Genomic DNA, 25,310 nt, shown 5'->3' on the forward strand with positions numbered 1-25,310 from the left:
GTGATGGCATGCTCTGCGCCATGAGCACGGAGTACGCCATCCCCGCCGAGGTGCCGAGCCCGGAACGTCCGGCGCCACCGGGAGGGCCGCTGGGGAAGTGGCTGCTCGCCGACCGAGTGGCACCGTCTGGTCCGGAGAGCGCCGAGTCGCACGCCAAGCCGCACGCGTGGTGGAAGGTCATGACGCTGACCGGCGTCGACTACTTCTCCACGCTGTCGTACCTGCCGGGTATCGCGGCGCTGGCGGCCGGGGCGCTGTCACCGCTGGCGACGCTGCTCATCGTGGCGCTGACGCTGCTGGGCATGCTGCCGATGTACCGGCGGGTGGCGCGGGAGAGCCCGAACGGCCAGGGCTCGGTGGCGATGCTCGAGGACCTGCTGCCGTTCTGGCGCGGCAAGGTCTTCGTGCTGGTGCTGCTCGGGTTCGTGGCGACGTCGTGGATCATCACCATCACGCTGTCCGCGGCCGACGCCTCGGTGCACGCGCTGGAGAACCCGAACGTTCCCGAGTCGCTGCACGGCTACGAGATGGCTCTGACGATCGTGCTGCTGCTGATTCTCGGCGGCGTGTTCCTGATGGGCTTCAGCGAGGCCGTGGGCGTCGCGATCCCGTTGGTCGCGGTGTTCCTGGTCCTGAACGCCGTGGTGGCCGTGGTGGGCCTCGTGGACGTATTCGCGACACCTGATGCTCTTGACCGCTGGATTTCCGCTCTGGGGGCGCACGGCAACGGCGTCTTCGGTGTGATCGGGCCGGCGATTCTGGCGTTTCCGTTGCTGGTGCTCGGTTTGTCCGGCTTCGAGACCGGTGTGTCGATGATGCCGCTCGTGGCGGCGGACGGGAAGACGCCGGAGGAGCGGCTGGAGAGCCGGGTGCGCAACACCCGCAAGCTGCTGACCACCGCCGCGTTGATCATGTCGGTGTACCTGATCGCGACGTCGTTCATCACGACCGTGCTGGTGCCGCAGGAGAAGTTCGCTCCGGGAGGACCGGCGAACGGCCGCGCGCTGGCGTACCTGGCGCACGAGCTGCTCGGCGAGGCGTTCGGCACCGTCTACGACATCAGCAGCATCCTGATCCTGTGGTTCGCCGGTGCGTCCGCGATGGCGGGCCTGATCAACATCGTGCCGCGGTACCTGCCTTCCTACGGCATGGCACCGGAATGGGGCCGCGCGGTCCGTCCCGTGGTGATCGTCTACACGGTCATCTGCATCATCATCACGATCATCTTCAAGGCCGATGTGAACGCGCAGGCCGGCGCGTACGCCACGGGAATCCTGGCGATGATGGTGTCCGGTTCGTTCGCGGTCACCGTTTCGGCGTGGCGCAAGAAGCAGCGCGGCGCGACGATCGGCTTCACCGTGCTGACGCTGGTGCTGCTGTACGCGCTGGTGGAGAACGTGATCGAGAAGCCGGACGGCATCACGATCTCCTTCTTCTTCATCCTCGGCATCGTGGCGATCTCGTTGGTGTCGCGCGTGTCCCGCACCACCGAGCTGCGCGTCGACAAGATCAAGTTCGACGAGAAGGCGCGCGACTTCATCACCTACACGATCGCGAACGACGGCCGGATCACGCTGATCGCGAACCGCCGCCAGGACGGTGACAAGGCGGAGTACGACGAGAAGGAGACCGAGCAGCGAGGCATCAATCCGGTGCCGGGCAGCGCGGACGTGATCTTCCTCGAGATCGACATCGTCGACCCGTCGGCGTTCAGCAACGTGCTGTGCGTGCAGGGCGTCGAGGTCGACGGCCATCGCATCCTGCGCGCGTCCGCACCCGCCGCGCCGAACGCGATCGCGGCGATCCTGCTGGCGTTGCGCGACTCGACCGGCGTGATCCCGCACGCGCACTTCGAGTGGTCCGAGGGCAATCCGCTGGGGCACCTGTTCCGCTACCTGATTCTCGGCCGCGGGGATACGCCTCCGGTCGTACGCGAGATCATCCGCTCGGCGGAGAAGGATCCGTCCCGACGGCCACGCGTGCACGTCGGATAGCTGCAAGACTTCCCCCTGTACGTCCGACTACAGGGGGAAGGACGCTATGCATCGCAAACTTTTCGTATTCGGGCTTTCTGTTGTTCTTGCGGCAGCGGGGATCGTTCCTGCTGCCGCGTCTGGTTCCCGCCCGGTTCGTTCGTGTGTCGACCTGGTGCGCACGTTCGACGTTCCGGGCGCCCGGACTCGGGTGGCATCGGCCGCGGTGGTCGGTGGCGCGACCGAGTTCTGCGACGTCCGGGGCACGATCGAGCCGAACATCGGGTTCCAGCTGAAGCTGCCGACCCGCACCTACCAGGGCCGCTATCTCCAGTACGGTTGTGGCGGATTCTGTGGTGCGATCGACGATCCGGCCTTTCCGCAGGGCTGCGGACCGGCGTTCGGTGACGCCGCCGTGGCCGCGACCGACGACGGGCACCAGTCCCCGGAGAACAGGTTCGACACGACCTGGGCGGCGAACGACCAGCAGGCCCGCGACGACCTCTTCTACCGCGCACCGCACGCGTTGTCGAAGGTGTCGAAGGCGGTCATCAAAGCCTTCTACGGCAAGGCGCCTGCCAAGTCGTACTTCAACGGCTGCTCCAACGGCGGTCGTGAGGGCCTGCTGCTGGCTCAGCGCTACCCGCACGACTTCGACGGAATCATCGCGGCGGCACCGGCGGCGTACTACACCGCGCTGATCGGCTACCAGGCGTGGATCGCGCGGAACTCCATCCCGAACGACAAGATCTTCCTGTTGCACAGCGCGGTGATGAAGGCGTGCGACGGTGTGGACGGCTTGGTGGACGGGCAGATCGAGGATCCGCGACTGTGCAAGTTCGACGCGGGCTCGTTGTCCGGTCAGCTGACCGCCGACGAGATCGTCCGCGTCCGCCGGCTCTACGCCGGCCCGTCCGACCGCGGTGTGCGGCTCTACCCCGGCGGTCAGCCCTACGGGTCGGAGATCTCGTGGACGTTCTGGCTCAACCCGTCGCCGGAGTTCGGCAGGGGCTTCGCCGCCGAGCTGGCTGACAACGCGCTGAAGCACCTCGTGTACCCGATCGGCCGGCCGCACTCGTCGCTCGACTCGTTCTCGTTCACGCTCAGCGAGTTCCGGCGGCTGGTGCCGGAGACCGTGAAGGCGAACTCGTTGTCGCTGGACCTGCGCGAGTTCCGGCGTGCGGGCGGCAAGCTGATCATCTGGCACGGCGCCGACGACCAGGCCATCCCGTTCGAGGGCACCCTCGACTACTGGCAGCGCCTCACCGGCGGCCGTTCCCAGGACTGGGCACGGTTGTTCGTCGTCCCGTCGATGTGGCACTGCGGCGGAGGCGACACGCTGACCGAGTTCGACCCGTTCCACTCTCTCGTTTCCTGGGTCGAGGGTGGTGCCGCGCCTTCTCGGGTGATCGCCACTGGTCGCGATCAGGCCGGCAACGTGGTGCGGACGCGTCCCGTGTTCCCGTATCCGTTGCGGGCACGCTATGTCGGCTCGGGTTCGGTGGACGACGCGGCGAACTTCGTTGCGGCACCGGGGTTCGGCTTCTCGGATCGGATCCGGTGGGCCGGTGAGGACCTCTACCACCGGCCCGGACCCGTTGCGCCCTAGCGAAACTTCGTAACGGCAGCGGCGATGGCCTTGTCCATGCTGTTGCCCTCCATGATGACGTGGCCGGCGTCGTTCAGGATGACCAGTTCGGCGTCGGGCCACCTCTTCGCGATCTCCCACACGGTGTGCAGCGGTCCGCCGAAGTCGTTGCGGCCGTAGATGAGCACGCCCGGGATGCCCTCGAGCCGGTCGAGGTTGCCGAAGATGTAGTCCTCTTCGAGAAACGCTTCGTTGCCCCAGTAGTGCGTGACGGTCCGTGCCAGCTGGTAGCGCATGAGCGGGTCGTTCCAGCGGGTGCCCTCGAAGTCGTTGTCCCCGCCCGTGATCGTGGCCATGTCCCACTTGCACCAGTCCCAGGCCGCCCTGTCGCGGGTCTTCTGGTCCGGGGAGTTGAGGAGCCTGTTGTACGCCAGGGCCAGGTTGCCGTCGCGGTCTTCTTCCGGCAGGCCGTTCAGGAGGGCTTCGAAGTGGTCCGGGAAGAACATGCCGAGACCCCTGGTGATCCAGGCGTGCTCCTCGGGGCGGGAGGCGGTCACGGCGGGGATGATGATCTCGCTGACCCTGTGCGGGTGCTGGATGGCGTAGGCGAGGATCAGGGTCGAGCCCCAGGAACCGCCGATCAGCAGCCATTTGTCGATGCCGAGATGGTCACGGAGCTTCTCGGCGTCGTCGATCAGGTGCTGGGTGGTGTTGTGCTCCATGCTGGTGGCCGGGTCGCTGGCCGGCGGGGTGCTCCTGCCCGCGCCGCGCTGATCCCACAGGACCAGTTTCCAGTGCTCGGGGTCGAAGTCCTCGCGCCATCGCGGGTGGGAGCCGGACCCCGGGCCGCCGTGGAAGACGACGGCAGGCTTGCCGCCGGGGTTGCCGCTCACCTCCCAGTGGATGAGCTGGCCGTCGCCTACGTCGAGCATGCCCTGGTCGTAGGGCTCCACCTGTGGGTACATGGGGTGGAGGTTATTGAGAACGGGTCTTCGGACGCGCGTCAGTTTCCAACACGCCGACACGCCCTCCGCTGCGGCGCGAAGGGCGTGTCGGCGTGTTGTTGGTGCGTCAGGCCTTCTTCTTGGCCGCGATCTGGTCGATCACTTCGGACTGCGAGACCACGATCTTCCCGGCGAGAGCTTTGGAGCCCACGTGCTCGCCCTTGGTCTGGGCGTCCTTGGCCATGTCCACGCCGCTGCGGAGGTGGCGGGACAGGGCGGCCAGGAAGAGGTCGTCGAACTGCTTGCCCTGCGCGGCTTTGAGGCCGTCGACGTCCTTGGCGGTCATCATGCCCGCCATCTTGTGGGTGGCGGCGGCGTCGTCGCCCGGGACGGGGATGTTCCAGGAGCGCAGGTAGGTGGCCATCTGCTCGATCTCGCCCGCCTCGGCGGTGGAGATCTTGTCGGCCACGTCGATGACGAACTGGTCCTTGGAGCGTTCGATCGCGATCTTGGAGATCTCGATGGTCTGACGGTGGTGGGGGATCATCCTCAGCGAGAATGTCGCATCGTCCTCGTTGGCAGCCGGCCCACTGGAGCTGCCTCCGCCGATGGTCGAACAGCCCGTCAGCGCCAGCAGAGCCAGCACGATGATGAGCAGACGCGCACGCATGAAGCCTCCCGTCACGGTTCCCTGACGAGGCATACGGGTGGCCGATGTGTCCGGTTCAGTGAAACTTCCGCAACCTAAGTGGTTCGGGGTCAGCCGAGGTCGTTGAGGGCGTCGAGCAGTCCGGCGACCACGTCCGGGTGGCCGAGGGGGAGCGGGGCCGGGGAGCTCTGGCTGCGGGCGATCACGCGGGCGGACGGGAAGTCGGCTTCGGGGTCCACCAGCAGGACGGAGCGCACCAGGTCGGAGTGGTCGCGCACGAGGTCGATCACGTCGGCCGCCAGCGGGCCGCTGGTCACCACGTCGAGCAAGGTCGAGGTGTCGTCGCGGTGCATGGTCAGGACTTTGTCCACTGTGGACTTCCAGGACGGGGCGGCGGGGACGCGCAGCCACACGATGCGGAGAGTCTCGGCCAGCGGGCGCCAGGTCGCGGGGATCTCGTCGTGCAGGGCTTCGCCTGCTGGATCGATCACGAGGATCGTGGCCGCTCCGGCCGGGCCGTCGGCCACCACGCCGGGACCGGTCGCCCTGGCGGGCTGGGTGAAATCGCGCATGACCAGGGCTACCCAGTGCGGCCCAGGTTTGCACCCGATACCAGTGGTGCGATTGGTCTGGTTCGGTGGCCCGTTCGGCGGTAGTAGGACCAGTCGAGTGCGTGGACTTGTTGACAGCCACCGATTTCTGGACCACAGCCGGTGAGTGCTTGACCACTTTCCGAGCCCAGGTTTATGGTCTAGACCACACCGAAACTGGATCGGCGAGCGATCTAGTCGCTCCCGGTTCCCGCCCCCTGCCACGGGTCCATCCCGCCTGGGAACGATCCAAGGAGTTCGGATGATCAAACATGCTCGAAAAGCGGCGTTCCTGTTCGCCGCGATCCCTGTTTTCCTGTTCATCACCCCTGTCGGCACGGCGAGCGCGCACGGCTACGTGTCGTCACCGCCCAGCCGGCAGGCGCAATGTGCTTCAGGAGTCGTGAAGAACTGCGGTGGTCCTGAATGGGAGCCGCAGAGCAACGAAGGCGACAAGGGCAAGACGACCTGTGCCGGCGGAGATCGCTCCGACTTCAACGTGCTGGACAACGACAGCCTGCCCTGGCAGGCGACCAGCACCGGCACCAGCCTGACGATGACCTGGACGTTCACCGCCCGGCACCGCACGCGTGACTACGAGTACTACATCGGCGGCACGCGCGTGGGCTTCGTCGACGGCGGCAACGCGGCACCGGTGGACCCAGTGCGGCACACCATCAACCTGAGCGGATTCTCCGGTCGACAGAAGCTCCGCGCGGTCTGGAACATCGCCGACACGGTGAAGGCGTTCTACTCCTGCATCGACATCAACATCAACGGTGGTGGCGGCAACCCGACACCGCCGCCGACCACCACCAACCCGACGCCACCTCCTGTGGGTGGCACGTGGGCGGCGAACACGTACTACGCCACCGGCGCGCAGGTGACCTACGGCGGGTCCAGCTACAAGTGCCTGCAAGCCCACACCTCGCTGACCGGCTGGGAGCCGCCGAACGCGGCTTCCCTGTGGCAGAAGATCTGATCCGATGAAGCGCCTGGTGATCGCGATTGCGGCCGCGGTCCTGGCGCTGGCGGGGTGCGGCGGAGAGGCGATCGTGCCGGAGGGCCAAGGAGCCCACGGACACGGTGCCGACTCCGCCGCACCACCCGTTCCCACCGCCAGCGCGAGGTTCAACGACGCCGACGTCATGTTCGTGCAGATGATGGTCGACCACCTGCAACTGGGCATCAGCCTCTCGCAGGTCGCGATGGCGAAGGCCACGAAGCAGGAGGCGAAGGATCTCGCGGGGGCGATCAACACGACCCAGCGGGAAGAGCTCTCCACGCTCAAGTCGTGGTTGAAGCTCTGGGGCAAGCCCGAGGAGGGCGGCGCGAACCTGCACGCCGCTCACGGCGGCCAGCCGTTGCTCGACGACAAGGTCATCGGCGAGACCAAGGAGAAGAGCGGTGCCGAGTTCGACCTGACGTTCCTGAACCTGATGGCCGGGCACCAGGGGGCCGCCGTGGAGATGGCGCTCGCGGAGAAGAAGGACGGCATGAACCCGGAGGTCACCGCCTACGCGGAGCGGGTGGCGAACACCCGGCAGGGCCAGATCCAGCAGATGCTGAAGGCCATCAGCGAACAGTAGGCGTTTGGTCAGCGGTCCGGCGTTCCCTTCCCGGTCATGGACGTTTTGATCTCGGGAGCAGGCATCGCCGGGCCCGCGCTCGCCTACTGGCTGGCACGCTCCGGTTTCTCGCCCACCGTGGTGGAGCGGGCGCCGGGGCTGCGCACCGGCGGTCAGGCCGTGGACTTCCGCGGCGAGGTGCACCTGTCCGTTCTTCGGCGGATGGGTGTGCTCGATGCCGTCATGGCCGCGCAGACCACCCCGCGCGACATGGTGTTCCGCGACGCTGACGGGCGTGAACGGGCTCGGCTGCCCGCGTCGTTCACCGCCGGGGAGGTGGAGATCCGGCGCGGCGACCTGTCACGGGTCCTGTACGAGGCGAGCGCGGCCGACGCCGAGTACGTGTTCGGCGACTGGATCACCTCGCTGCACGACGACGGCGCCGGTGTGGACGTGACGTTCGCGCACGGACCGTCCCGCAGGTTCGACTTCGTGATCGGCGCCGACGGGATGCGCTCCGGGGTGAGGCGGCTGGTCTTCCCCTCGTACCGGCCCAAGTTCCAGGGCTACTACTTCGCGATCTGGGACGCGGACGGCGACGACAGGGACCTGACGTGTTCGCCGGGAGTCCTGACCGCGCCCGGATGGCTCATGTACAAGTCGTCGGTTCCGCCCGAGCGCATGCCGGAAGAGCTGATCTCGCCGGGTGTCTACTTCGACTCGATCAGCCAGGTCCGGATGCCGACGGTGAGCTCCGGCCGGGTCACGTTGATCGGTGACGCCGGGTTCGGATCCACGCTGGGCGGCATGGGCACCGGGCTCGCGGTCGTCTCGGCCTACGTGCTGGCGGGGGAGATGGCGGCGGGAGGGGACGCCTTCGCCCGGTACGAGGCGCTGATCGGGCCGTACGCGCGGGGCAGCCAGGGCAATCCGGGACCGTTCCTCGCACCCGCCACGAGGCTCGGCATGTGGGTGCGGGACAGGATGTTCGGGTTGCTGCCCCGGATGCCGATGGTCGCGCGGATGGACATGCGGGCGGCCACCGCGATCAAGCTTCCCGAGCACGCACCAGTTCGCTGAGCTGCTCTTCCACCTGTTGCCTGGCCGCGATGTGCATCCACCCGAACCCGAGCTCCCGCTGCGCCTCCAGCAGCAGCTGTTCGGCCCTGGCCGGATCTCCCCTGCGCTGGGCGATCCTGGCCAGGCCGGCGTTCGCGAGGGCCCTGGTCGCGGACAGACCTGCCTGCGTCGCCATCTCCAGCGCCCGCAGGTAGTCGCGCTCGGCCTCGTCCTGGTCGATGTCGAGCAACCGGTCCGCGCGCCGTCCCCGTATCTCGGCGAGCTCTTCCTTGGCACCGAGCTCTCCCATGGCCCGCAACGCCTCGTCGGTCAGCGCCAAGGCCTCACGCGGGTCCTCGGTGAGGTTGGCCAGCACGTCCAGGACCTGGGCCGCGCCCCAGCGTTCGCCCAGGTCCTGGAACTGCCGGAGCGCCTTGCGGGCGCTGGAGATCGCCGCTGCCCGGTCGCCGGTCGTCGCCCACATGAGATAGGAGTTGCTGAAGCCGACCAGGCCCTGGATCCACGGGTCGTCGCTGCGCTCGATCTCGTCCTGCAGTTCGGTGCGCGGGGCGTCGGGGTCGGGCGGTCCGGTGAGCATGGCCCACGCGATGAGCACGAACGGCTGCTTGATCGGGCCGGACAGACCGTCCAGCACGTTCTGCACGCGTGCCGGGGCGGCCAGCGCCAGCAGGATGGCGTACTCCTCAGTGGACTGATCAGGCAGCCGGTTGAGGAGTTTCTCCGCCAGGCCCTGGACTTCCGTGCGGCTGCCCTTCACGTACCAGTACCAGGACAGCGCGGCCACCAGCTGCAGCGCCAGGTCCGGTTCGTGCTCGGTGGCCCACTCCACGGCCTGCAGCAGGTTCGCGTGCTCGGCGGTCAGCCGGGCGAACCACCGCACCTGGTCTCGTGCGCGCAGCTCGGGATCCGCGCGCCGGGCGAGGTCGAGGAAATACCGGGCGTGCTCCGCGTCGACGCGCTTGTGCTGGGAGCAGAACTCGCGGATGGTCACCAGCATGCGGTAGCGGCCGTCGTTGGCTTCCACCAAAGACTTGTCCACCAACGCTTCCAGCACCTCGATGTCGTGCCGGCAGACCTGTTCCACGGCCTCCAGCGACGCCCCGCCGCTGAAGGTGGCGAGAGAGGCCGCGAGGTCGCGTTCGTCCTCGTCGAGCAGCTCCCAGCTCCACTCCACGACGGCGCGCAGGGTCTGGTGGCGAGGTGCGGCGGCGCGATTTCCCTTGGTGAGCAAGCGGAATCGGTCGCCCAGCCGCGAGGAGATCTCGTCGGTCGTCAACGTTCTGGTGCGCGCCGCGGCGAGCTCGATGGCCAGCGGCAGGCCGTCGAGCTCGCGGCAGATGTCGACGGTGTGCCGGTCCTGCACGAACGCGGGGTTCACCAGGCGGGCGCGGTCGACGAACAACGCCACGCTCTGCTCGGGCTTCAGCGGCGGCACCGGGCAGAGCATCTCGCCGGTGATGCCCAGCGCTTCCCGGCTCGTGGCCAGGATGCGCAACGCCGGGCACGTGCTGAGCAGGTGCTGCGCCAGTTGGGCAGCCTGGACGATCACGTGCTCGCAGTTGTCGAGGATCAGCAACGTGTCGCGCTCGCGCAGCGCCAGCGTGAGCCGGTCCTCAGGCGCCAGCACGGTTTCCTTGAGTCCCAGCGCCTGCAGGGTCGCCGCCGAGACGTCCTTCACCGGCGCCAGGTCGACGAAGATCGCCCCAGGACCGGCGCTCTGCAGGGCGAGCCGGGTCTTGCCGGCGCCACCAGGCCCGGTCAGCGTGATCAGCCGTGACGTCAGCGAGGCGATCCGCTGCAGTTCCTCTTGTCTTCCAACGAAACTGGTGAGCTGCGCCGGAAGTTCCCGATGGGTCTGGCCGCGCAGGATCTGCAGGTGGATCGCGCGCAGCTCCGGCGACGGATCGGTGCCGAGCTCGTCGGCCAGCAGCGCTCGTGCGTCCTCGAACGCCTGCAACGCCTCTGCTTGGCGGCCCTGCTGGTTCAACGCCTGCATCAGGTAACCGCGCAGGCGTTCGTCCAGGGGATGCTGCTGGACGAGGCTGGAGATCTCCTGCACATCTGCTTTGCCGAGCCGGATCCGTGCGGCGATCAACGCGCTGGTGGCGGCCGACCGTTGCTGTTCGAGGCGCGTCGTGTGGTCCGGCGCGTCGACGTCCGCCAGCGCGGGCCCGCGCCACAGCTGAAGTGCTTCGGACAAAAGGGATTCCGCACCCTGCGGATCGCCGTGTTCCAGTGCCTGCTGACCTTCCGTTGCCAGCGAGGCGAACCGATGCGCATCGACGTGGGAAGCCGCCAGCACCAACCGGTACCCCGCCGGGTGGAACTCGATCAGCGAGGCGTTCCCGAGCGCCCGACGCAGCCGAGACACCTGGCCCTGCAACGCATTGGCGGCGTCGGACGGCGGCTCGGAGCCGTAGAGCTCGTCGACCAAACGGTCAAGCGGGACGATTTCACCCACCCGGAGCGCCAGCATCGCGAGCAGGGTGCGCGGCCGTGGGCCACCCACCGCGATCTTGCCGTCCGGGGAGTGCGCCTCAACTGGACCGAGAATGGCGACGTGCACGGTGTCAGCGTACGAACCGGCCGGGACTCGTACCCAGGACACGGCGAAAATGCCGCGTGAGATGGGACTGGTCGTGGAAACCGGCCAGCACCGCCGCCTCCGCCGCCGGATTCCCGTCCACCAGGTAGCGGCGCGCGAGATCGACACGGCGCCCGGTGAGGTACTGGTGCGGAGGCAGCCCGAACCGCTTGCGGAACGCCCGCACCAGGTGCGTGGGGCTGGCCTGCAGCTCGGCCGCCGCCTGCGCGAGCGTGATCCCGGCGGGCAACGAGGCGTCGAGCAGCTGCCGCAACCGGTCGGCGAGCGTCGGATCCGCGTACACGGTGGCCAAAGTGCCCGCGAAGTCGTGCGTGATCCGTTCGGTGATCAGGGCCAGCCGGCTCGACGCCTCGAACGGGTCGTCCAGCGACAGGTGCAGCTGGTGCAGCCGCTGCCGCAGCAGGGGGTCGGTCAGCATCGGGGTGTCAACAGACTTGCCGATCAGCTCCTGCGGCAGCACCGGGCCGTCCAGGTACAGGACGCGCTTGCGGAAGCCGGTCGGGTAGGCGGATCGCCCGTCGTGCGGCACGTGCGGCGGCAACAGCGTGACGCCGGAGACGAGAGCGCCGTGCTCGTGACGGTCCAGTTCGTACCGCACGGCACCCGTGTCGACCAGCATCAACGTCCACGCGTCGTGCGTGTGCGTCGGATAGGCGTGCGTGGTGAACGAGGCGTGGAAGACCTCTCGGATGCCTTCCACGTCCGGTTTCCAGGCCGCGACGCTCATGTCAAAAACGTACAAGACGCCAACGCCGGGTGCCCGCGATCGTGGGTCCCATGTTCGACACCAAGATCGCTGTGCTGCTCCGGGACGACCTGGAGGGCTGGCAGGCCCTGAACGTCACCGCCTTCCTCGTGAGCGGCCTGCCCGCCGAACTCCGCGGCGAGCCCTACGTGGACGCCGACGACGTCAACTACCTGCCGATGTTCGGCCAGCCCGTCGTGGTCCTGCAGGGCGGCAAAGATCTCCTCACGAAGGCCCACGAGCGCGCGTTGAGCCGCAACCAGCCCATGGCCGTCTTCACCGCGGACCTGTTCGCGACGGGCAACGACGAGGACAACCGGGCTGCCGTGCGCAAGGTCCACACACAGGACCTCGACCTGGTCGGGATCGCCGTGCACGGCCAGAAGAACGCCGTCGACAAGATCTTCAAGGGCGCCCGCATGCATCCGTGATTGACTTTGAACCATGCTGGTGGGGACTCGTGAGCTCGAGGTGTTCGAGAAGGCCAGGCCGCGGCTGGAGGCGATCGCGTACCGGCTGCTGGGGTCGGCGAGCGACGCCGAGGACGCGGTGCAGGACACGTACCTGCGCTGGCAGTCCGCCGGCCACGCGGAGATCGAGACGCCCGAGGCGTGGCTGACGAAGGTGCTCTCCAACCTCTGCCTCAACCGCCTCACCTCGGCGCGGGCCAGGCGCGAGACCTACGTGGGCCAATGGCTGCCGGAGCCGGTCTTCACCGGTGACCGGATGCTCGGTCCGTCCGAGACGGCCGAGCAGCGCGAGTCGGTCTCGATCGCGATGCTGACCCTGATGGAACGGCTCTCGGCCAACGAACGGGTCGTATACGTGCTGCGGGAGGCGTTCGGCTATTCGCACGGTGAGATCGCGGAGATCCTCGACCTCACCGAGGCGAACTGCCAGCAGATCTACCGGCGTGCCAAGCAGCACCTCGCCACCGGCCGGACCCGCGTGGAGGTCGACGCGGCCGGCGCGCGCAAGATCGTCGAGGAGTTCCTCGCGGCGGCGCTCAGCGGCAACACCGACTCGCTGGTGAAGCTGCTCGCCGACGACGCGATCAGCGCGGGCGACGCCGGCGGCGTGTTCATCAGCCTGCCGAAGCCGATCACTGGCGCCCTCAGGGTGGCGAGGTTCCTGCGCACCCTGTTCACCCCCGACGAGGCCAAGCACGAGTTGGTCGGCGGCCGTCTCGACCTCTTCGCCGAGGTCGTCAACGGCGTTCCCGCGGTGGTCCTGGTGGGCGGCGACCGGGTGTTCGCCGTCATCTCCCTGGAGGTCACCACCGAGGGCATCACGGCCGTCCACACCCAGGCCAACCCCGCGAAGCTCGACCGCGCGACCGCGCACTGGACCGGGGGAGAACCCGTCGTCGAAGGCTGGTGACCCGGATCACAGTCAGCTCCTGTCAGGTTTCGCGTCGCTGTCCGGTTCAGGAAGCGACCACGAACCAGACAGGAGCGAAACCATGACCCACCGCATCGTCGTTCTCGGAGCCGGATACGCCGGAGCCAACGCGGCAGGCCGCCTCGCCAAGCGACTGCACCCCGCCGACACCGAGATCATCCTCGTCAACGCCGATCCCGAGTTCGTCGAGCGCGTGCGCATGCACCAGCTCGCGGTCGGCCAGGACCTGAAGGTCCGCAAGCTGACCGACGTCTTCGCGAACACGGGCGTGCAGGTGCGGATCGCACGGGTCGTCGCGGTCGACGCCGAACGCAAGATCGTGGACACCGACGATGGCGAGATCGCGTACGACACCTTGGTCTACGCACTCGGCAGCACCGCCACCGGCGTTCCCGAGAACGCTCACAACATCGCCGGCAAGCAGGCCGCGCAACGACTTCACGCGCGGCTGCAAGACCTCGGCGCCGGTGGCACCGTCCTCGTCGTCGGCGGTGGTCTGACCGGCATCGAAGCGGTCACCGAGATCGCCGAGGCCCGGCCCGACCTCGACGTCTCCCTCGCCGTCCGCGGTGAACTCGGGGACTGGTTGAGCGACAAGGCTCGCCAGCACCTGCGCGGGGCGGTCGACCGGCTCGGCATCACCGTGCACGAAGGCGTCGACGGCCGCACGCTCGACGCCGAGGTGACGGTGTGGACCACCGGTTTCGCCGTGCACCCCATCGCCGCGGCCACGACCCTGGAGGTCTCGCCTTCGGGCCAGATCGTCGTCGACGAGACGATGCGTTCGGTCTCGCACCCGGACGTGTACGCCATCGGTGACGCCGCGCTCGCCCAAGGCGGAAGCGGCTCGACGTTGCGGATGTCTTGTGCCTCAGGCGTTCCGACGGGCCACCTCGCGGCCGACGCCATCGCCGCGCGCCTCACGGGCCGTGAGATCCCGCAGAACAAGATCGGTTACAACGGCCAGTGCATCAGCCTCGGCCGCAACGACGCCGTCATGCAGTGGGTGACTCCCGACGACAAGCCCAAGCCGTCCGCCCTCACCGGCAAGGCGGCCGTTCGCCTGAAGGAGCTCATCTGCAAGTCCGCGGCCTGGAGCATTTCGCACCCGACGGTGCTGATGCCTTCGCGTCGCCGGCACATCACCACGGCCAGCGCGACGCTCGAAACCGCGCTCTAATTCGTGCGTGATCAAGCTGCTCCGGATGGCCGTGTTCCTGCTGGTTCTTTCGGCAGAGGTGTACCTCGTGGTCGTGCTCGGGGACCGGTTCCGCTTCGTCAACCACTTCAGCTACTTCACGGTGCTCTCGAACGTGTTCGCGGCCTGTGTGGCGCTGCTGGGGGTGTGGGGGCCGGTCTCCGCGCAGATCAGGGGCGCCGCCGTGCTCTACATGGCGACGACCGGCATCGTGTACGCAGTGCTGCTGCGAGGCGTCGACGTGCAGACCCCCGCGTACGCGAACTGGGTGCTCCACGTCGTCGTGCCGATCCTGGTCGTCGTGGAGTGGTTGCTCGCACCGGAACGGACCACCCGCGCGTGGACCTGGCTCTCGTTCCCCGCCGCCTATCTCGTCTACACGCTGATCCGCGGGCCGATCGTGAACTGGTACCCGTACCCGTTCCTCGACCCGCGTCCCCACGGGTATGGCGACGTCGCGCTGACCTGCGTGTCCGTGGCGGTGATCCTCGGCGCGCTGGCGTTCGTCGTGTCGTGGGTCGGCACAAAATTGGCCCAAAGAAGCAGCGCGGTCTTGTCCCACGACTAGGGCCAATCGCCGCCCTACGGTCTAAGACATGACCAGGCGACTCGCGTACGCACAGCTGACGAACTCGATCGGCGACGGCGGCTTTCTCGTCGTCTCCGCCCTGTACTTCACCCAGATCGTCGGCCTGAGCGCGGCGCGGGTCGGTCTCGCGCTGACTCTCGCGTGGGGCGTCGGAGCCGTCGCGGGCGTCGCGCTGGGCCACGTCGCCGACCGGCTCGGCCCGCGCACCACCGCGGTCGTGCTCGCCGCCGCGACGGCCACCAGCATCGCGATCCTGCTCTTCACCAGGAACTTCGGCGCGTTCGTCCTGGTCATGTGCCTGTACGCGAGCTTCCAGAGCGGCCTGCAGGCGTCCAGGCAGGCACTTCTCGCGGGCCTCACGACACCCGAGGAGCGCACCCGAGCCCGTGCGCGGATCCAGTCGACGGCCAACGCCGGCATCGCGATCGGTGCGGCGGCGGGCGGGTTCGCGTTGCACCTGGGCACCGAAGCCGCCTACACGACCGTGTTCGTGATCGACGTGCTCGCGTTCCTCGCCGCCGCACTGATCCTGGGCACGCTGCCGGAGACCGTGATGACGCGCGCCAAGGGCAAGTTCGACGTGCTGAAGGACCGCCCGTACGCGCTGATCACGTTGATCAACGCCGTGATGCTGCTCTACATGCCGCTGCTGAGCCTGATCATCCCGCTGTGGATCGTGCAGCGGACCGAGGCGCCGACGTGGCTCGCCGCCGCGCTGCTCGTGCTCAACACCGGTGCGGTCGTGCTCTTCCAGGTCCGGATCGCCAAGCGCGCCAACGGTCTCGGCCAGGCCTCGGCGCTCGTCCGGCACGCCGGGCTGATCATGCTCGCGTCGTGCGCGGTGTTCGCGGTGACGGCGTTCGGCTTCGGCGCCTGGCAGGCGGCGGCCATGCTGGTCGCGGCCGCCGCGTTGCAGGTCCTCGGCGAGATGATGCTCGCCTCCGGGGCGTGGGAGATCAGCTTCGCCCTCGCGCCCGCCGACCGGCAGGGCCAGTACCAGGGCTTCTTCGCGACCGGAACGGCGGTCGCGCGCATGGTCGGCCCCGCCCTGCTCACCACCGTCGTGCTCGGCTGGGGCGCGATCGGGTGGCTGCTGGTCGGCGGGCTGTTCGTCGTGGCCGGTTACGCGATGGGTCCCGCTGTGCGCTGGGCCCGCGAGAAGAACTCCACCAGCACCGGTGCCGCGGCCGAGGACTTGAGCATGTGCGTCTGACCCGGCAGCTCCTGGTACTCCACGTCCCCGAGGACTTCCGCGACGTTCTTCATCGTGTTGCGGAGGTACTCGGGGCTCTTGCCGCCGTTCATGACGAGCGTCGGCACCTTGATGGTCCAGCGGTTGCCCGGCAACGGCGCGCCGCGGCCGTCGTCGCCGAGGATGCGCAGGTCCCACGGCAGCGTGTGGGCGACCAGCTTCAGCTTCTTCCACACCGGGGTCAGCTTCATGATCGCGAGCCCGATGCCGGGCACGCCGACCATCTTCATGAACTTCGAGATCATGCCGGAACGGTCACCGCGAGCGAGTATGTCGTTCATCTGCTCGACGATGTCGGCGGGGCGCGGCGAGTACGTGTCGTCCACGACCATCGGCAGCTCGTAGACCGCGAGCCGCGTGATGGACGGCAGCTTCGTCGCCGCGTCGAGTGCCAGCACCGCGCCCGAGGACACGCCGAACACGAACGCGCTGCCGCCGGCTTCCCCGATCAGCGCGTCGAGGTCCTCGATCTCGTGCTCCGGCGACCACGGCGTCGCGCCGTCACCGGTCTCACCGCGGCCGCGCCGGTCGTAGGTGTAGACGGTGAAGTTCTTGTCCAGCACGGACGCCAGCTCCGTGGACGGGCCGAACATCCGGTGGCACATCGCGCCGTCCACGAGGATCAGCGCGGGTCCGGAACCGGTGATCGAGTAGGCGATCTCGGTGCCGTCGGCGGAGGTCGTGAAGCGCGTCATGACTGTTCTCCCAGGGTGGTGTCGAGGAAGCTCTGCCAGTCCTGCTCGGACTCGTCGCCCTCGAAGATGTTGTGCGCGACGACGGCCGGCCCGAAGAACCCGCGCATGAAGCGGTACATGCCCTTGTCGGTGCGCAGCGCGAGCGTGTGGGCGTTGCGGTGGAACTCCACGGCGTCCGGGAGCTTCTCGGCCAGTGCCGCGTCGAGCTTCTTCCACGCCTCGTCCCAGTCGCTGATCATCGGCCCGAAAACCGTGATCGGACGCGCCGTGCGGCCGGCGAAGTGGCTCAGGTACTCGGCCAGCGTCCGGACGAAGAGCGCCCCACCGAGCTTCATCGCCTCGAACTCGTCGGCCCAGTCGTCGCCGGGCAGGAAGCCGCTCGTCACCATCCGCACGACGGTGCCGCTGTGCTCGCGGCCCTCGACGAGGAACTCGTAGGCGACGAACCGGCCGTCCGGCGCCTTGCCGCTGTTGTACGCGAAGTGGTGCCCCGGCTCCGACGCGGTGATCTCACTCGTCGGCTGGTACCCGCCGAAGGCCATCTTGACCTGGCCGTTCGCGACCTCGTTGCGACCCATGAACCACGAGTCGATGCCCGGCCCCGTGGCGATGGCCGTCCAGACGTCCTCGACGGAGGCCGGCACCTCGATCTCGTCGGTGCTTTCGAACGCGTGGCCCATCAGTGCTCCCTCGTCAGGTTCGTGAATGGTCCCATCCTGAACCCGACAATTCTTCTCGTCAAGACAGTCGAGCTAGTCTTGACAAAAAAACTTGTCGGTGGTTCCGTTCTCGCAGTCCACTTCTGAGGAGGAAGTCATGTCCCGCATCGCTTGTGGCGTCGTCGCCGGTCCGCTCTACCTGGTCGTCGGGTACGCCCAGGCCTTCACCCGCGAGGGCTTCGACCTGACGCGGCACCCGTTCAGCATGCTCAGCCTCGGCTCGCTGGGCTGGATCCAGATCGCGAACTTCATCGTGAGCGGCGCGCTGTTCGTCATCGCCGCCACGGGCATGGCCAGGCACACGAAATGGGGCGCGCGGCTGATCGGCCTCATGGGTGTGGGGATGATCCTCGGCGGGATTTTCACGGCCGACCCGGCGCTGGGCTTCCCGGCCGGCACACCGGACTCGGTGCCCGCATCGCTGTCGTGGCACGGCGTTCTGCACGCGGTGGCGTTCGGGCTCGCCATGATCGGCTGGATCGGGGCGTGCTTCGTGTTCGCGCGTAGGCTCGGGGGATGGCTGACGGTGATGAGCGGCCTGACGGGCGTGCTCCTGATGGTGCCGATGGCGTTCCTGGGCAACCCCGGCGGCACGGTGCTGCTCTACGTGGTGGCGACGATCGGCTGGGTCTGGACCTCGGTCGTGTCCCTGAAGCTGAACCAGCCTGCCTACTCGAGCTGATCTGTCCCGAGTGCAGGCGCGTCACCACCGACGAGGACGCGCCCGGTTGCCCCGCCTGCCGTCAGACCAGCTGATGGGCGTGCATCTTGCTGATGTCGTAGGAGACACCGCAGAACGTGCACTGCAGCCCGTACCTGCTGCTGATCGTGAACAGCGGGATGAAGAAGAACGTGGGCTTCGTGTAGCGCCGGAACAGGTTGTGCGCCGCCTGCTGGTGGCAGTGCCCGCACACCAGCGAGAGCATCCGCAGCTGCTCGATCGTCGTCCGCCAGCCGAAAATGAACATCCGCGCTCCCTGGGTTGGCTGTCCCTTTGACGTCTGACGTCCCATTTGAGTTGCAGTGAGCCCGGCAACTTCAGCAGCCGCACAGGCGTGACCGACCCGCTCTGGCCGCTGCGCAGGCGCCCCCTCGCGCGGAGTCCCCGGCTTCCCTCGTGCGGCCACGCCCGATCACCCGCCTGATCGCGGCCCGAGGTTCACGCCGCGATCAGCCGGGGTAACCGGCACCACATGAGCGACGTGCAGGACGAGCTGCTGCGCACTCTGACCAAAGTCGCGAACGCCCTGCGTAGCGCGCAGATTCCGTTCGCCCTGACGGGTGGATGCGCGGGTTATGCGCGCGGCGGGCCGGCGAGTGAACACGACGTGGATCTGCTGGTGCGCGAACAGGACGCGACCGAGGCGGTCCGCGTCCTCGTGCAACGCGGGCTCCGTGCCGCCGAGCCGCCGGAGGACTGGCTGCTCAAGGTCTACGACGGCGACTCGCTGGTGGACCTGCTGTTCCGGCCCAACGAACGCCCGGTGACCGACGAGATCTTGGCGATGGCCGAGGAGATGCCGGTCGGGTCGGTGATGCTGCCGGTGATGCCCGCGACGTTCGTGCTGATCAGCAAGCTGCTCGTGCTGGACGGGCACCGCTGCGACTTCAGCGAGCTGCTGCCGTTCGCCCGTGCGCTGCGCGAACAGATCGACTGGGAACGTGTGCGCGAGGAGACCAAGCACTCGCCGTACGCGGAGGCGTTCCTGGTGCTCATCGAACGCCTGGAGATCATCGGGAGGGGCAATGGAATCCGAGCAGTACCTCGCGGCAAACCTGCGTAGGGCGGTCGCGGAAGACCCCAGAACGGCCGAGCTCGGCGTGCGGGTCACCGTTCGTGGTGATCACGTGATGCTCTCCGGCGACGTGGCGTGCGCGGATCGGCGCAAGGCCCTCGAAGAGGTGCTGCACGAGGCCGCGCCCCAGCTCACGATCTTCAACGACGTGCGCGTGACGCCGGCGGGCGAACCGGAGGGTGAGGAGGATCTTCGATGATCCGGATCGCGGCGGTCGGAGACGTGCACCTCGGTGAGGACATGCGCGGCAGGCTCCGGCCGGCACTCGAGAAGGTCGGCGAGCACGCGGACGTCCTGCTGCTCGCCGGTGACCTGACCCGGCACGGCACGGTCGCCGAGGCGCAGGTCGTCGCGGACGAGTTCGCGGACCTGCCGGTGCCCGTCGTCGCCGTGCTCGGCAACCACGACCATCAGGACGACAAACCGCTCGAGGTCACCAAGACGTTGCAGGACAAGGGCATCCACGTCCTGGAAGGCACCAGCTTCGAAACGCGGATCAACGGCTGCACGCTCGGTGTCGCCGGTGTGAAGGGGTTCGGCGGCGGGTTCGCCGGCAAGTGCGGGAGCGCGTTCGGTGAGCGCGAGATGAAGGCGTTCATCCAGCACACCTGTGACATCGCGGAGACCCTGAAGAGCGCACTGTCCGAACTGGACACCGACATCAAGGTCGCGCTGACCCACTACGCGCCGGTGCCGGACACGTTGCGCGGCGAGCCACCGGAGATCTACCCGTTCCTCGGCTCGTACCTGCTGGGCGAGGCCATCGACGCCACCGGCACGCATCTCGCCATCCACGGTCACGCGCACTTCGGCACCGAGCAGGGCATGACGCCGGGCGGGGTGCGGGTGCGCAACGTCGCGCAGCCGATCATCCGGTCCGCGTACACCGTCTACGTGATGGAAGGTGCGAACGCATGACCGTCGGCGACTTCATCGTGCAACGCCTGCGCGACTGGGACGTCAAGCAGGTGTTCGCGTATCCCGGCGACGGCATCAACGGGATCGTGGCCGCGTTCGGCAAGGCGGACAACGACCCTGCGTTCATCCAGACCCGCCACGAGGAGATGGCCGCGTTCGCCGCGGTCGGCTACGCAAAGTTCAGCGGCGACGTCGGCGTGTGCCTCGCGACGTCCGGGCCCGGCGCGATCCACCTCCTGAACGGCCTGTACGACGCGAAGCTCGACCACGTCCCGGTCGTCGCGATCGTCGGCCAGACCGCCCGCACCGCGCAGGGCGGCAGCTACCAGCAGGAAGTCGACCTGCACTCGTTGTTCCGCGACGTGGCCAGCTTCCTGATCGACATCAACGTGCCGGAACAGCTGCCGAACGCGCTGGACCGGGCGATGCGCACCGCTGCCGCCGACCGCGCGCCGGCCGTGCTGATCATCCCGAACGACGTGCAGGAGCAGGAGTACGAGGCGCCCAAGCACGAGTTCAAGTACATCCCGTCGAGCCCGCCGTCGCGTCCGTCCTCCTGTGTCGTACCGGCGAACGACGAGGTGCGCCGCGCGGCCGAGGTGCTGAACAGCGGCGAGAAGGTCGCGATCCTGATCGGCCAGGGTGCTCGTGAGGCGGCTTCCGAAGTGCGCGAGGTCGCCGAGATGCTCGGCGCCGGTGTCGCGAAGGCGTTGCTGGGCAAGGACGTCCTGCCCGACGACCTGCCGTACGTGACCGGGTCGATCGGGCTGCTGGGCACGCGGCCGTCGTACGAGATGATGCGCGACTGCGACCGGTTGCTGATCGTCGGCTCGAACTTCCCGTACTCGCAGTACCTGCCGAAGTTCGGTGCCGCTCGGGGCGTGCAGATCGACGTCGACGGGCGCACGATCGGCATGCGCTACCCGACCGAGGTCAACCTGGTCGGCGACGCGCGGGAGACGTTGCGCGCGCTGATCCCGTTGCTGGAACGCAAGAACGACCGCTCGTGGCGGCACACGATCGAGGCGAACGTCGAACGCTGGTGGGAGGTCGTGGAACGGCAGGCCCAGGTGCCCGCCGACCCGGTCAACCCGATGCTGATCGTCTCGGAGCTGTCGAAACGCCTGCCCGCCAACGCGATCGTCACCGCGGACTCGGGTTCCGCGACGAACTGGTACGCACGGCTGCTGCGGATCCACGGCAACGTCAGGTCGTCGTTGTCCGGCACGCTGGCCACGATGGGGTGCGCTGTCCCGTACGCGCTGGGCGCCGCCTACGCCCAGCCCAAACGCCCGTTGATCGCACTCGTCGGCGACGGCGCGATGCAGATGAACGGCATGGCGGAACTGTTGACGTTGAAGCGTTACGGCATCCGGTGCGTCGTGTGCGTGTTCCACAACAACGACCTCAACCAGGTCACGTGGGAGCTGCGCGCGATGGGCGGCGCGCCGAAGTTCGAGGAGTCGCAAACGCTTCCGGACATCTCGTACGCGGCCTACGCGCGCTCGATCGGCCTGCAGGGCATCGAGGTCGGCTCGCCGGACCAGCTGGGCCCGGCCTGGGACACCGCGCTGGCGTCGGACGGCACCGTCGTGCTCGACGTGCGCTGCGACCCGGACGTGCCGCCGATCCCGCCGCACGCGACGTTCGACCAGATCAAGGACATGACCGAAGCGGTGCTGCGTGGCGACCCCGATGCGTGGGACCTCATGCGCCGCGGCATCAAGACCAAGATCCAGGAGTTGCTGCCGTGAAACTGGGCTATTTCCTTTCCTCGGAAGAACACGGCCCGCGCGAGCTGGTCCAGCACGCGCGCATGGCCGAGGACCACGGCTTCGAGTCGCTGTGGATCTCCGACCACTACCACCCGTGGAACGACGAGCAGGGCCAGTCGCCGTTCGTGTGGGGCACGATCGGCGCGCTGTCCGAGAGGGTCTCCCTGCCGATCACGACGGCCGTGACGTGCCCGACCGTCCGCATCCACCCCGCGGTGATCGCGCAGGCGGCGGCCACGGCGGCCGTGCAGTGCGAGGGCCGTTTCGTGCTCGGCGTCGGCAGCGGCGAGGCCCTCAACGAGCACGTGCTGGGCGATCGCTGGCCGTCCGCCGACGTGCGGCTGGAGATGCTGGAGGAGGCGATCGGCCTCATCCGCACGTTGCACCAGGGCGACGAGGTCACCCACCACGGCAAGCACTACACCGTGGAGAACGCCCGCATCTACACCGTGCCCGAACACCCGGTGCCGATCTACGTCTCGGCGTTCGGCCCCAAGGCGGTCCAGCTCGCGGCCAAGTGCGGTGACGGGTACGTCTGCGTCGGCCCCGCCGGCGATCTGGTGAAGCAGTTCCGCTCGGCCGGCGGCACCGGCCCGGCGCAGAGCGGGCTGAAGGTCTGCTACGCCAGGTCCGAAGAGGACGCTGTCCAGACCGCGCACCGCCTGTGGCCCAACGACGGCCTGCCCGGCGAGCTGGCCCAGGTGCTGCCGACGCCGAAGCACTTCGAGCAGGCCTCGGAACTGGTGACGCCGGAGATGATCGGGTCGTCGATCCCGTGCGGCCCGGACCCCGAGCGGTACGCGGAGAAGGTGCGGGAGTTCGCCGAGGCCGGGTTCGACGAGCTGCACGTGCAGCAGATCGGCTCGAACCAGCAGGAGTTCTTCGAGTTCTGGGCCAAGGAAGTCGTGCCACTGCTGGACGTTTGATGGTATTGGGGCAGGGTATTCGGGTCCTATGAGGAGGTTCCTGCGCGAGCACAGCCTGACGCTCGTCTTCGGCGGGCTTTTCCTAGCCGCGCTGGTCGGCCAGTTCTTCGCTGGGCACGCCGACTACAACGAGCGTCAGGCGGCACTGGGCCAGCCCGTGCTGTCCCTGGGCTCCTACCTGTTCTCCGCCGACTTCCTCGTCGACGTCGTGGAGAACTGGCAGTCCGAGTACCTGCAGTTCTTCCTGTACGTCACCGCGACCGTCTGGCTGGTCCAGCGCGGCTCGCCGGAGTCGAAGCCCGCGGACAAGACCGGCCTGGACACCGACGAGAACCAGCAGCTCGGCCGGTACACGAGCGAGGACTCGCCGAAGTGGGCACGCGCGGGCGGCTGGCGGACCGGCCTGTACTCGACCTCGCTCGGCCTGGCGATGCTGGTGCTGTTCCTGTTCTCGTGGACCATGCAGTGGATCGCGGGCTGGTACGCCAACAACTCCGACCCGCTGGCCGAGAAGCTCAGCCTGGGCGGGTACTTCCTGAGCTCCGACTTCTGGAACCGGTCGCTGCAGAACTGGCAGTCCGAGTTCCTCGCGATCGCGTCGATGGCGATCCTCAGCGTGTACCTGCGCCAGCGCGGCTCGCCCGAGTCGAAGCCGGTCGGCGCCTCGCACGACGTGACCGACCGCTCCGGCTGAGCCGAAGAGCAGTTGCATCGGAGAGTGATTGAACGGCTACCTTCCGGGCAATCCTCGTGCAGGTGATCACCTCCTGACCGTGCGAACGATGAGGAGACCTGCGATGGACCATGTTCTGGATCTTCAGGCACTCGAAGCCTCCGACCTGCGCGAGCTTGACTCGATGCCGTCGGTGGATTCGACCGTCAGCATTCTGCTCTGCGACTAGCCGAGGCTGAGAAGGCGCGGCGGGACAACTGTCCCGCCGCGCCTTCTGCCAAGGCAGCGCGACCACCTTCTCGGGTCGTCACCACCGCCCTAGGCGAGGATCTCGCCGACCGTGCCTGCACCCACGGTCTTGCCGCCCTCGCGAATCGCGAATCCGAGGCCGGTGTCCATCGCCACCGCCTTGCCCAGCTCCACCGTGACCTCGACGGTGTCTCCTGGCAGAGCCAGCGTCCTGTCGAGCTCGACCACGCCGACGACGTCGCCGGTGCGGAAGTGGAACTGCGGCCGGTAGTTCGAGGCGATGCCCGTGTGCCTGCCGCCCTCGGCGTGCGAGAGCAGGTACACCGACGCGCGGAACCTGGTGTGCGGCGCCACGCTGCCCGGCAGGGCCAGCACCTGGCCGCGCCGGACCTCGCCGCGCTTGACACCCCGCAGCAGCACCGCGGCGTTGTCTCCCGCCTGGGCCTGCTGCATCGGCTTGCCGAACGTCTCGATGCCCGTGGCGACCGAGGTCACCGCGGAACCGAGACCGATCACCTCGACGGTGTCGCCGAGGCCGAGCACACCGCGCTCCACCGCACCGGTCACGACCGTGCCGCGACCGGTGATCGTCAGGACGTTCTCGATCGGCATCAGGAACGGGCCTTCCAAATCACGCGAAGGCACCGGCACGTGCTCGTCCACGGCGTCCAGCAGCGACACGATCGAGGCCGTCCACTCCGGGTCTCCTTGCAGCGCACGAAGTCCGGACACGCGCACCACCGGCGTGGCGTCGCCGTCGAAGCCGTAGGCCGACAACAGGTCGCGGATCTCCAGCTCCACCAAGTCGAGCAGCTCCGGGTCGCTCACCGCGTCGGCCTTGTTCAGCGCCACCACCACGTACGGCACACCAACGCGACGCGCCAGCACCACGTGCTCGCGCGTTTGCGGCATGGTGCCGTCCTCGGCGGACACGACCAGGATCGCGCCGTCCAGCTGTGCCGCACCCGTGATCATGTTCTTCACGTAGTCGGCGTGGCCGGGCATGTCGACGTGCGCGTAGTGACGCGTGGGCGTCTCGTACTCGACGTGCGCGATGTTGATCGTGATACCGCGGGCGAGCTCCTCCGGGGCGCGGTCGATGCGGTCGAACGCGGTGAAGGTGGTGCCCGACGGGTCCATTTCGGACAGAACCTTGGTGATGGCGGCCGTCAGCGTGGTCTTGCCGTGGTCGACGTGACCCATGGTGCCGATGTTGAGGTGCGGCTTGGCGCGCACGAACTCCTGCTTCATTTCCTTTGTCCTCGAAGGCGCAGCTGGGATTTCCAAGACCGATCGACCGCTACGACCCTCCTCCAGCGGTCCTGGGGAGGGGACTGGAGAAGGGTCAGATTCGAGCGCCGGCCAGCTGTGCCGAGG

Annotated in this window: 27 protein-coding genes; 18 read left to right on the forward strand and 9 right to left on the reverse strand. The window is 68.1% G+C overall.

Annotated elements, in window-relative coordinates; translation table 11 throughout:
* Nucleotides 1–20: 20 nt before the first annotated feature.
* A complete protein-coding gene (locus ABZ345_RS25305; protein WP_359853381.1) occupies nt 21–1,994 on the forward strand; it encodes an amino acid transporter in 1,974 nt (657 codons plus the stop codon).
* Between the two features lie 154 nt (nt 1,995–2,148).
* Nucleotides 2,149–3,582, forward strand: a complete 1,434-nt coding sequence (locus tag ABZ345_RS25310; RefSeq protein WP_359853384.1) for a tannase/feruloyl esterase family alpha/beta hydrolase — start codon at nt 2,149–2,151, stop codon at nt 3,580–3,582.
* On the opposite strand, the gene pip is transcribed toward ABZ345_RS25310, so the two are convergent.
* From pip to ABZ345_RS25325, 3 genes are all read right to left on the reverse strand, one after another.
* Nucleotides 3,579–4,526, reverse strand: a complete 948-nt coding sequence (gene pip, locus ABZ345_RS25315) for a prolyl aminopeptidase (protein ID WP_359853386.1) — start codon at nt 4,524–4,526, stop codon at nt 3,579–3,581. The genes ABZ345_RS25310 and pip overlap by 4 nt on opposite strands.
* 106 nt (nt 4,527–4,632) lie before the next feature.
* Nucleotides 4,633–5,175, reverse strand: coding sequence for a DUF305 domain-containing protein (locus ABZ345_RS25320; RefSeq protein WP_359853389.1), 543 nt, complete (start codon nt 5,173–5,175; stop codon nt 4,633–4,635).
* An 89-nt stretch (nt 5,176–5,264) separates the two neighbouring features.
* Nucleotides 5,265–5,726, reverse strand: coding sequence for a hypothetical protein (locus ABZ345_RS25325; protein ID WP_359853392.1), 462 nt, complete (start codon nt 5,724–5,726; stop codon nt 5,265–5,267).
* A 280-nt stretch (nt 5,727–6,006) separates the two neighbouring features.
* Here ABZ345_RS25325 and ABZ345_RS25330 point away from each other — a divergent pair, with 280 nt between their 5' ends.
* The 3 genes from ABZ345_RS25330 to ABZ345_RS25340 are packed head-to-tail and all read left to right on the forward strand — an operon-like array spanning nt 6,007 to nt 8,392.
* Complete coding sequence (locus tag ABZ345_RS25330; protein WP_359853395.1) at nt 6,007–6,726, forward strand: lytic polysaccharide monooxygenase; 720 nt, start codon at nt 6,007–6,009, stop codon at nt 6,724–6,726.
* Nucleotides 6,727–6,730: 4 nt separating this feature from the next.
* Nucleotides 6,731–7,333, forward strand: coding sequence for a DUF305 domain-containing protein (locus tag ABZ345_RS25335; RefSeq protein WP_359853398.1), 603 nt, complete (start codon nt 6,731–6,733; stop codon nt 7,331–7,333).
* Nucleotides 7,334–7,369: 36 nt separating this feature from the next.
* On the forward strand, nt 7,370–8,392 hold the full coding sequence (locus ABZ345_RS25340; protein WP_359853401.1) for an FAD-dependent monooxygenase: 1,023 nt from the start codon (nt 7,370–7,372) through the stop codon (nt 8,390–8,392).
* Here ABZ345_RS25340 and ABZ345_RS25345 read toward each other — a convergent pair.
* Together ABZ345_RS25345 and ABZ345_RS25350 are read right to left on the reverse strand one after the other, a co-directional pair.
* The gene (locus tag ABZ345_RS25345; protein WP_359853404.1) at nt 8,361–10,958 is read right to left on the reverse strand and encodes a BTAD domain-containing putative transcriptional regulator; all 2,598 of its coding nucleotides are present in this window, start codon (nt 10,956–10,958) and stop codon (nt 8,361–8,363) included. The two genes, ABZ345_RS25340 and ABZ345_RS25345, sit on opposite strands and share 32 nt — an antisense overlap.
* Before the next feature lie 4 nt (nt 10,959–10,962).
* Nucleotides 10,963–11,724 (reverse strand): AraC family transcriptional regulator, encoded by a 762-nt coding sequence (locus ABZ345_RS25350; RefSeq protein WP_359853407.1) that lies wholly within the window; start codon nt 11,722–11,724, stop codon nt 10,963–10,965.
* 50 nt (nt 11,725–11,774) lie between these two features.
* On the opposite strand from ABZ345_RS25350, the gene ABZ345_RS25355 reads away from it, so the two are divergent.
* The 5 genes from ABZ345_RS25355 to ABZ345_RS25375 all read left to right on the forward strand — a co-directional run bounded on the left by ABZ345_RS25355 (nt 11,775) and on the right by ABZ345_RS25375 (nt 16,143).
* Entirely contained in the window at nt 11,775–12,173 is a 399-nt protein-coding gene (locus ABZ345_RS25355) for a DUF2000 domain-containing protein (RefSeq protein ID WP_359853410.1), read from the forward strand.
* A gap of 13 nt (nt 12,174–12,186) precedes the next feature.
* Nucleotides 12,187–13,122, forward strand: coding sequence for an RNA polymerase sigma factor SigJ (gene sigJ / locus ABZ345_RS25360; protein ID WP_359853413.1), 936 nt, complete (start codon nt 12,187–12,189; stop codon nt 13,120–13,122).
* An 82-nt stretch (nt 13,123–13,204) separates the two neighbouring features.
* Nucleotides 13,205–14,323: an FAD-dependent oxidoreductase gene (locus ABZ345_RS25365; RefSeq protein WP_359853416.1), complete on the forward strand. Its 1,119-nt coding sequence runs from the start codon at nt 13,205–13,207 to the stop codon at nt 14,321–14,323.
* Nucleotides 14,324–14,330: 7 nt separating this feature from the next.
* A complete protein-coding gene (locus ABZ345_RS25370) occupies nt 14,331–14,909 on the forward strand; it encodes a Pr6Pr family membrane protein (RefSeq protein WP_359853418.1) in 579 nt (192 codons plus the stop codon).
* A gap of 28 nt (nt 14,910–14,937) precedes the next feature.
* Nucleotides 14,938–16,143 (forward strand): MFS transporter, encoded by a 1,206-nt coding sequence (locus ABZ345_RS25375; protein WP_359853421.1) that lies wholly within the window; start codon nt 14,938–14,940, stop codon nt 16,141–16,143.
* On the opposite strand, the gene ABZ345_RS25380 is transcribed toward ABZ345_RS25375, so the two are convergent.
* Both ABZ345_RS25380 and ABZ345_RS25385 read right to left on the reverse strand, forming a co-directional pair.
* Nucleotides 16,053–16,877: an alpha/beta hydrolase gene (locus ABZ345_RS25380; RefSeq protein WP_359853424.1), complete on the reverse strand. Its 825-nt coding sequence runs from the start codon at nt 16,875–16,877 to the stop codon at nt 16,053–16,055. The two genes, ABZ345_RS25375 and ABZ345_RS25380, sit on opposite strands and share 91 nt — an antisense overlap.
* Nucleotides 16,874–17,557: an SRPBCC domain-containing protein gene (locus tag ABZ345_RS25385; protein ID WP_359853426.1), complete on the reverse strand. Its 684-nt coding sequence runs from the start codon at nt 17,555–17,557 to the stop codon at nt 16,874–16,876. Before ABZ345_RS25385 ends, ABZ345_RS25380 begins: the two co-directional genes overlap by 4 nt.
* A gap of 136 nt (nt 17,558–17,693) precedes the next feature.
* Here ABZ345_RS25385 and ABZ345_RS25390 point away from each other — a divergent pair, with 136 nt between their 5' ends.
* A complete protein-coding gene (locus tag ABZ345_RS25390; RefSeq protein WP_359853428.1) occupies nt 17,694–18,278 on the forward strand; it encodes a DUF998 domain-containing protein in 585 nt (194 codons plus the stop codon).
* 61 nt (nt 18,279–18,339) lie between these two features.
* Here ABZ345_RS25390 and ABZ345_RS25395 read toward each other — a convergent pair whose 3' ends face one another.
* Nucleotides 18,340–18,564, reverse strand: a complete 225-nt coding sequence (locus tag ABZ345_RS25395; RefSeq protein ID WP_359853431.1) for a zinc-ribbon domain-containing protein — start codon at nt 18,562–18,564, stop codon at nt 18,340–18,342.
* Nucleotides 18,565–18,789: 225 nt separating this feature from the next.
* On the opposite strand from ABZ345_RS25395, the gene ABZ345_RS25400 reads away from it, so the two are divergent.
* From ABZ345_RS25400 to ABZ345_RS25430, 7 genes are all read left to right on the forward strand, one after another.
* A complete protein-coding gene (locus ABZ345_RS25400; protein WP_359853434.1) occupies nt 18,790–19,380 on the forward strand; it encodes a hypothetical protein in 591 nt (196 codons plus the stop codon).
* Nucleotides 19,343–19,591: a BON domain-containing protein gene (locus tag ABZ345_RS25405; RefSeq protein ID WP_359853436.1), complete on the forward strand. Its 249-nt coding sequence runs from the start codon at nt 19,343–19,345 to the stop codon at nt 19,589–19,591. Before ABZ345_RS25400 ends, ABZ345_RS25405 begins: the two co-directional genes overlap by 38 nt.
* Entirely contained in the window at nt 19,588–20,310 is a 723-nt protein-coding gene (locus tag ABZ345_RS25410; RefSeq protein ID WP_359853439.1) for a metallophosphoesterase, read from the forward strand. Before ABZ345_RS25405 ends, ABZ345_RS25410 begins: the two co-directional genes overlap by 4 nt.
* Nucleotides 20,307–22,064, forward strand: coding sequence for a thiamine pyrophosphate-requiring protein (locus ABZ345_RS25415; protein WP_359853442.1), 1,758 nt, complete (start codon nt 20,307–20,309; stop codon nt 22,062–22,064). Before ABZ345_RS25410 ends, ABZ345_RS25415 begins: the two co-directional genes overlap by 4 nt.
* Nucleotides 22,061–23,011: a TIGR03557 family F420-dependent LLM class oxidoreductase gene (locus ABZ345_RS25420; protein ID WP_359853444.1), complete on the forward strand. Its 951-nt coding sequence runs from the start codon at nt 22,061–22,063 to the stop codon at nt 23,009–23,011. The genes ABZ345_RS25415 and ABZ345_RS25420 overlap by 4 nt, the downstream gene beginning before the upstream one ends.
* Nucleotides 23,012–23,039: 28 nt before the next feature.
* A complete protein-coding gene (locus tag ABZ345_RS25425; protein ID WP_359853447.1) occupies nt 23,040–23,705 on the forward strand; it encodes a DUF6766 family protein in 666 nt (221 codons plus the stop codon).
* Nucleotides 23,706–23,808: 103 nt separating this feature from the next.
* Entirely contained in the window at nt 23,809–23,913 is a 105-nt protein-coding gene (locus ABZ345_RS25430) for a SapB/AmfS family lanthipeptide (RefSeq protein ID WP_359853450.1), read from the forward strand.
* 89 nt (nt 23,914–24,002) lie between these two features.
* Here the strand turns inward: ABZ345_RS25430 and tuf are convergent, their stop codons facing one another.
* A complete protein-coding gene (gene tuf / locus ABZ345_RS25435; protein WP_359853452.1) occupies nt 24,003–25,184 on the reverse strand; it encodes an elongation factor Tu in 1,182 nt (393 codons plus the stop codon).
* Between the last annotated feature and the right edge of the window lie 126 nt (nt 25,185–25,310).

Source organism: Lentzea sp. NPDC005914, from assembly GCF_040629405.1.
Lineage (GTDB): Bacteria > Actinomycetota > Actinomycetes > Mycobacteriales > Pseudonocardiaceae > Lentzea.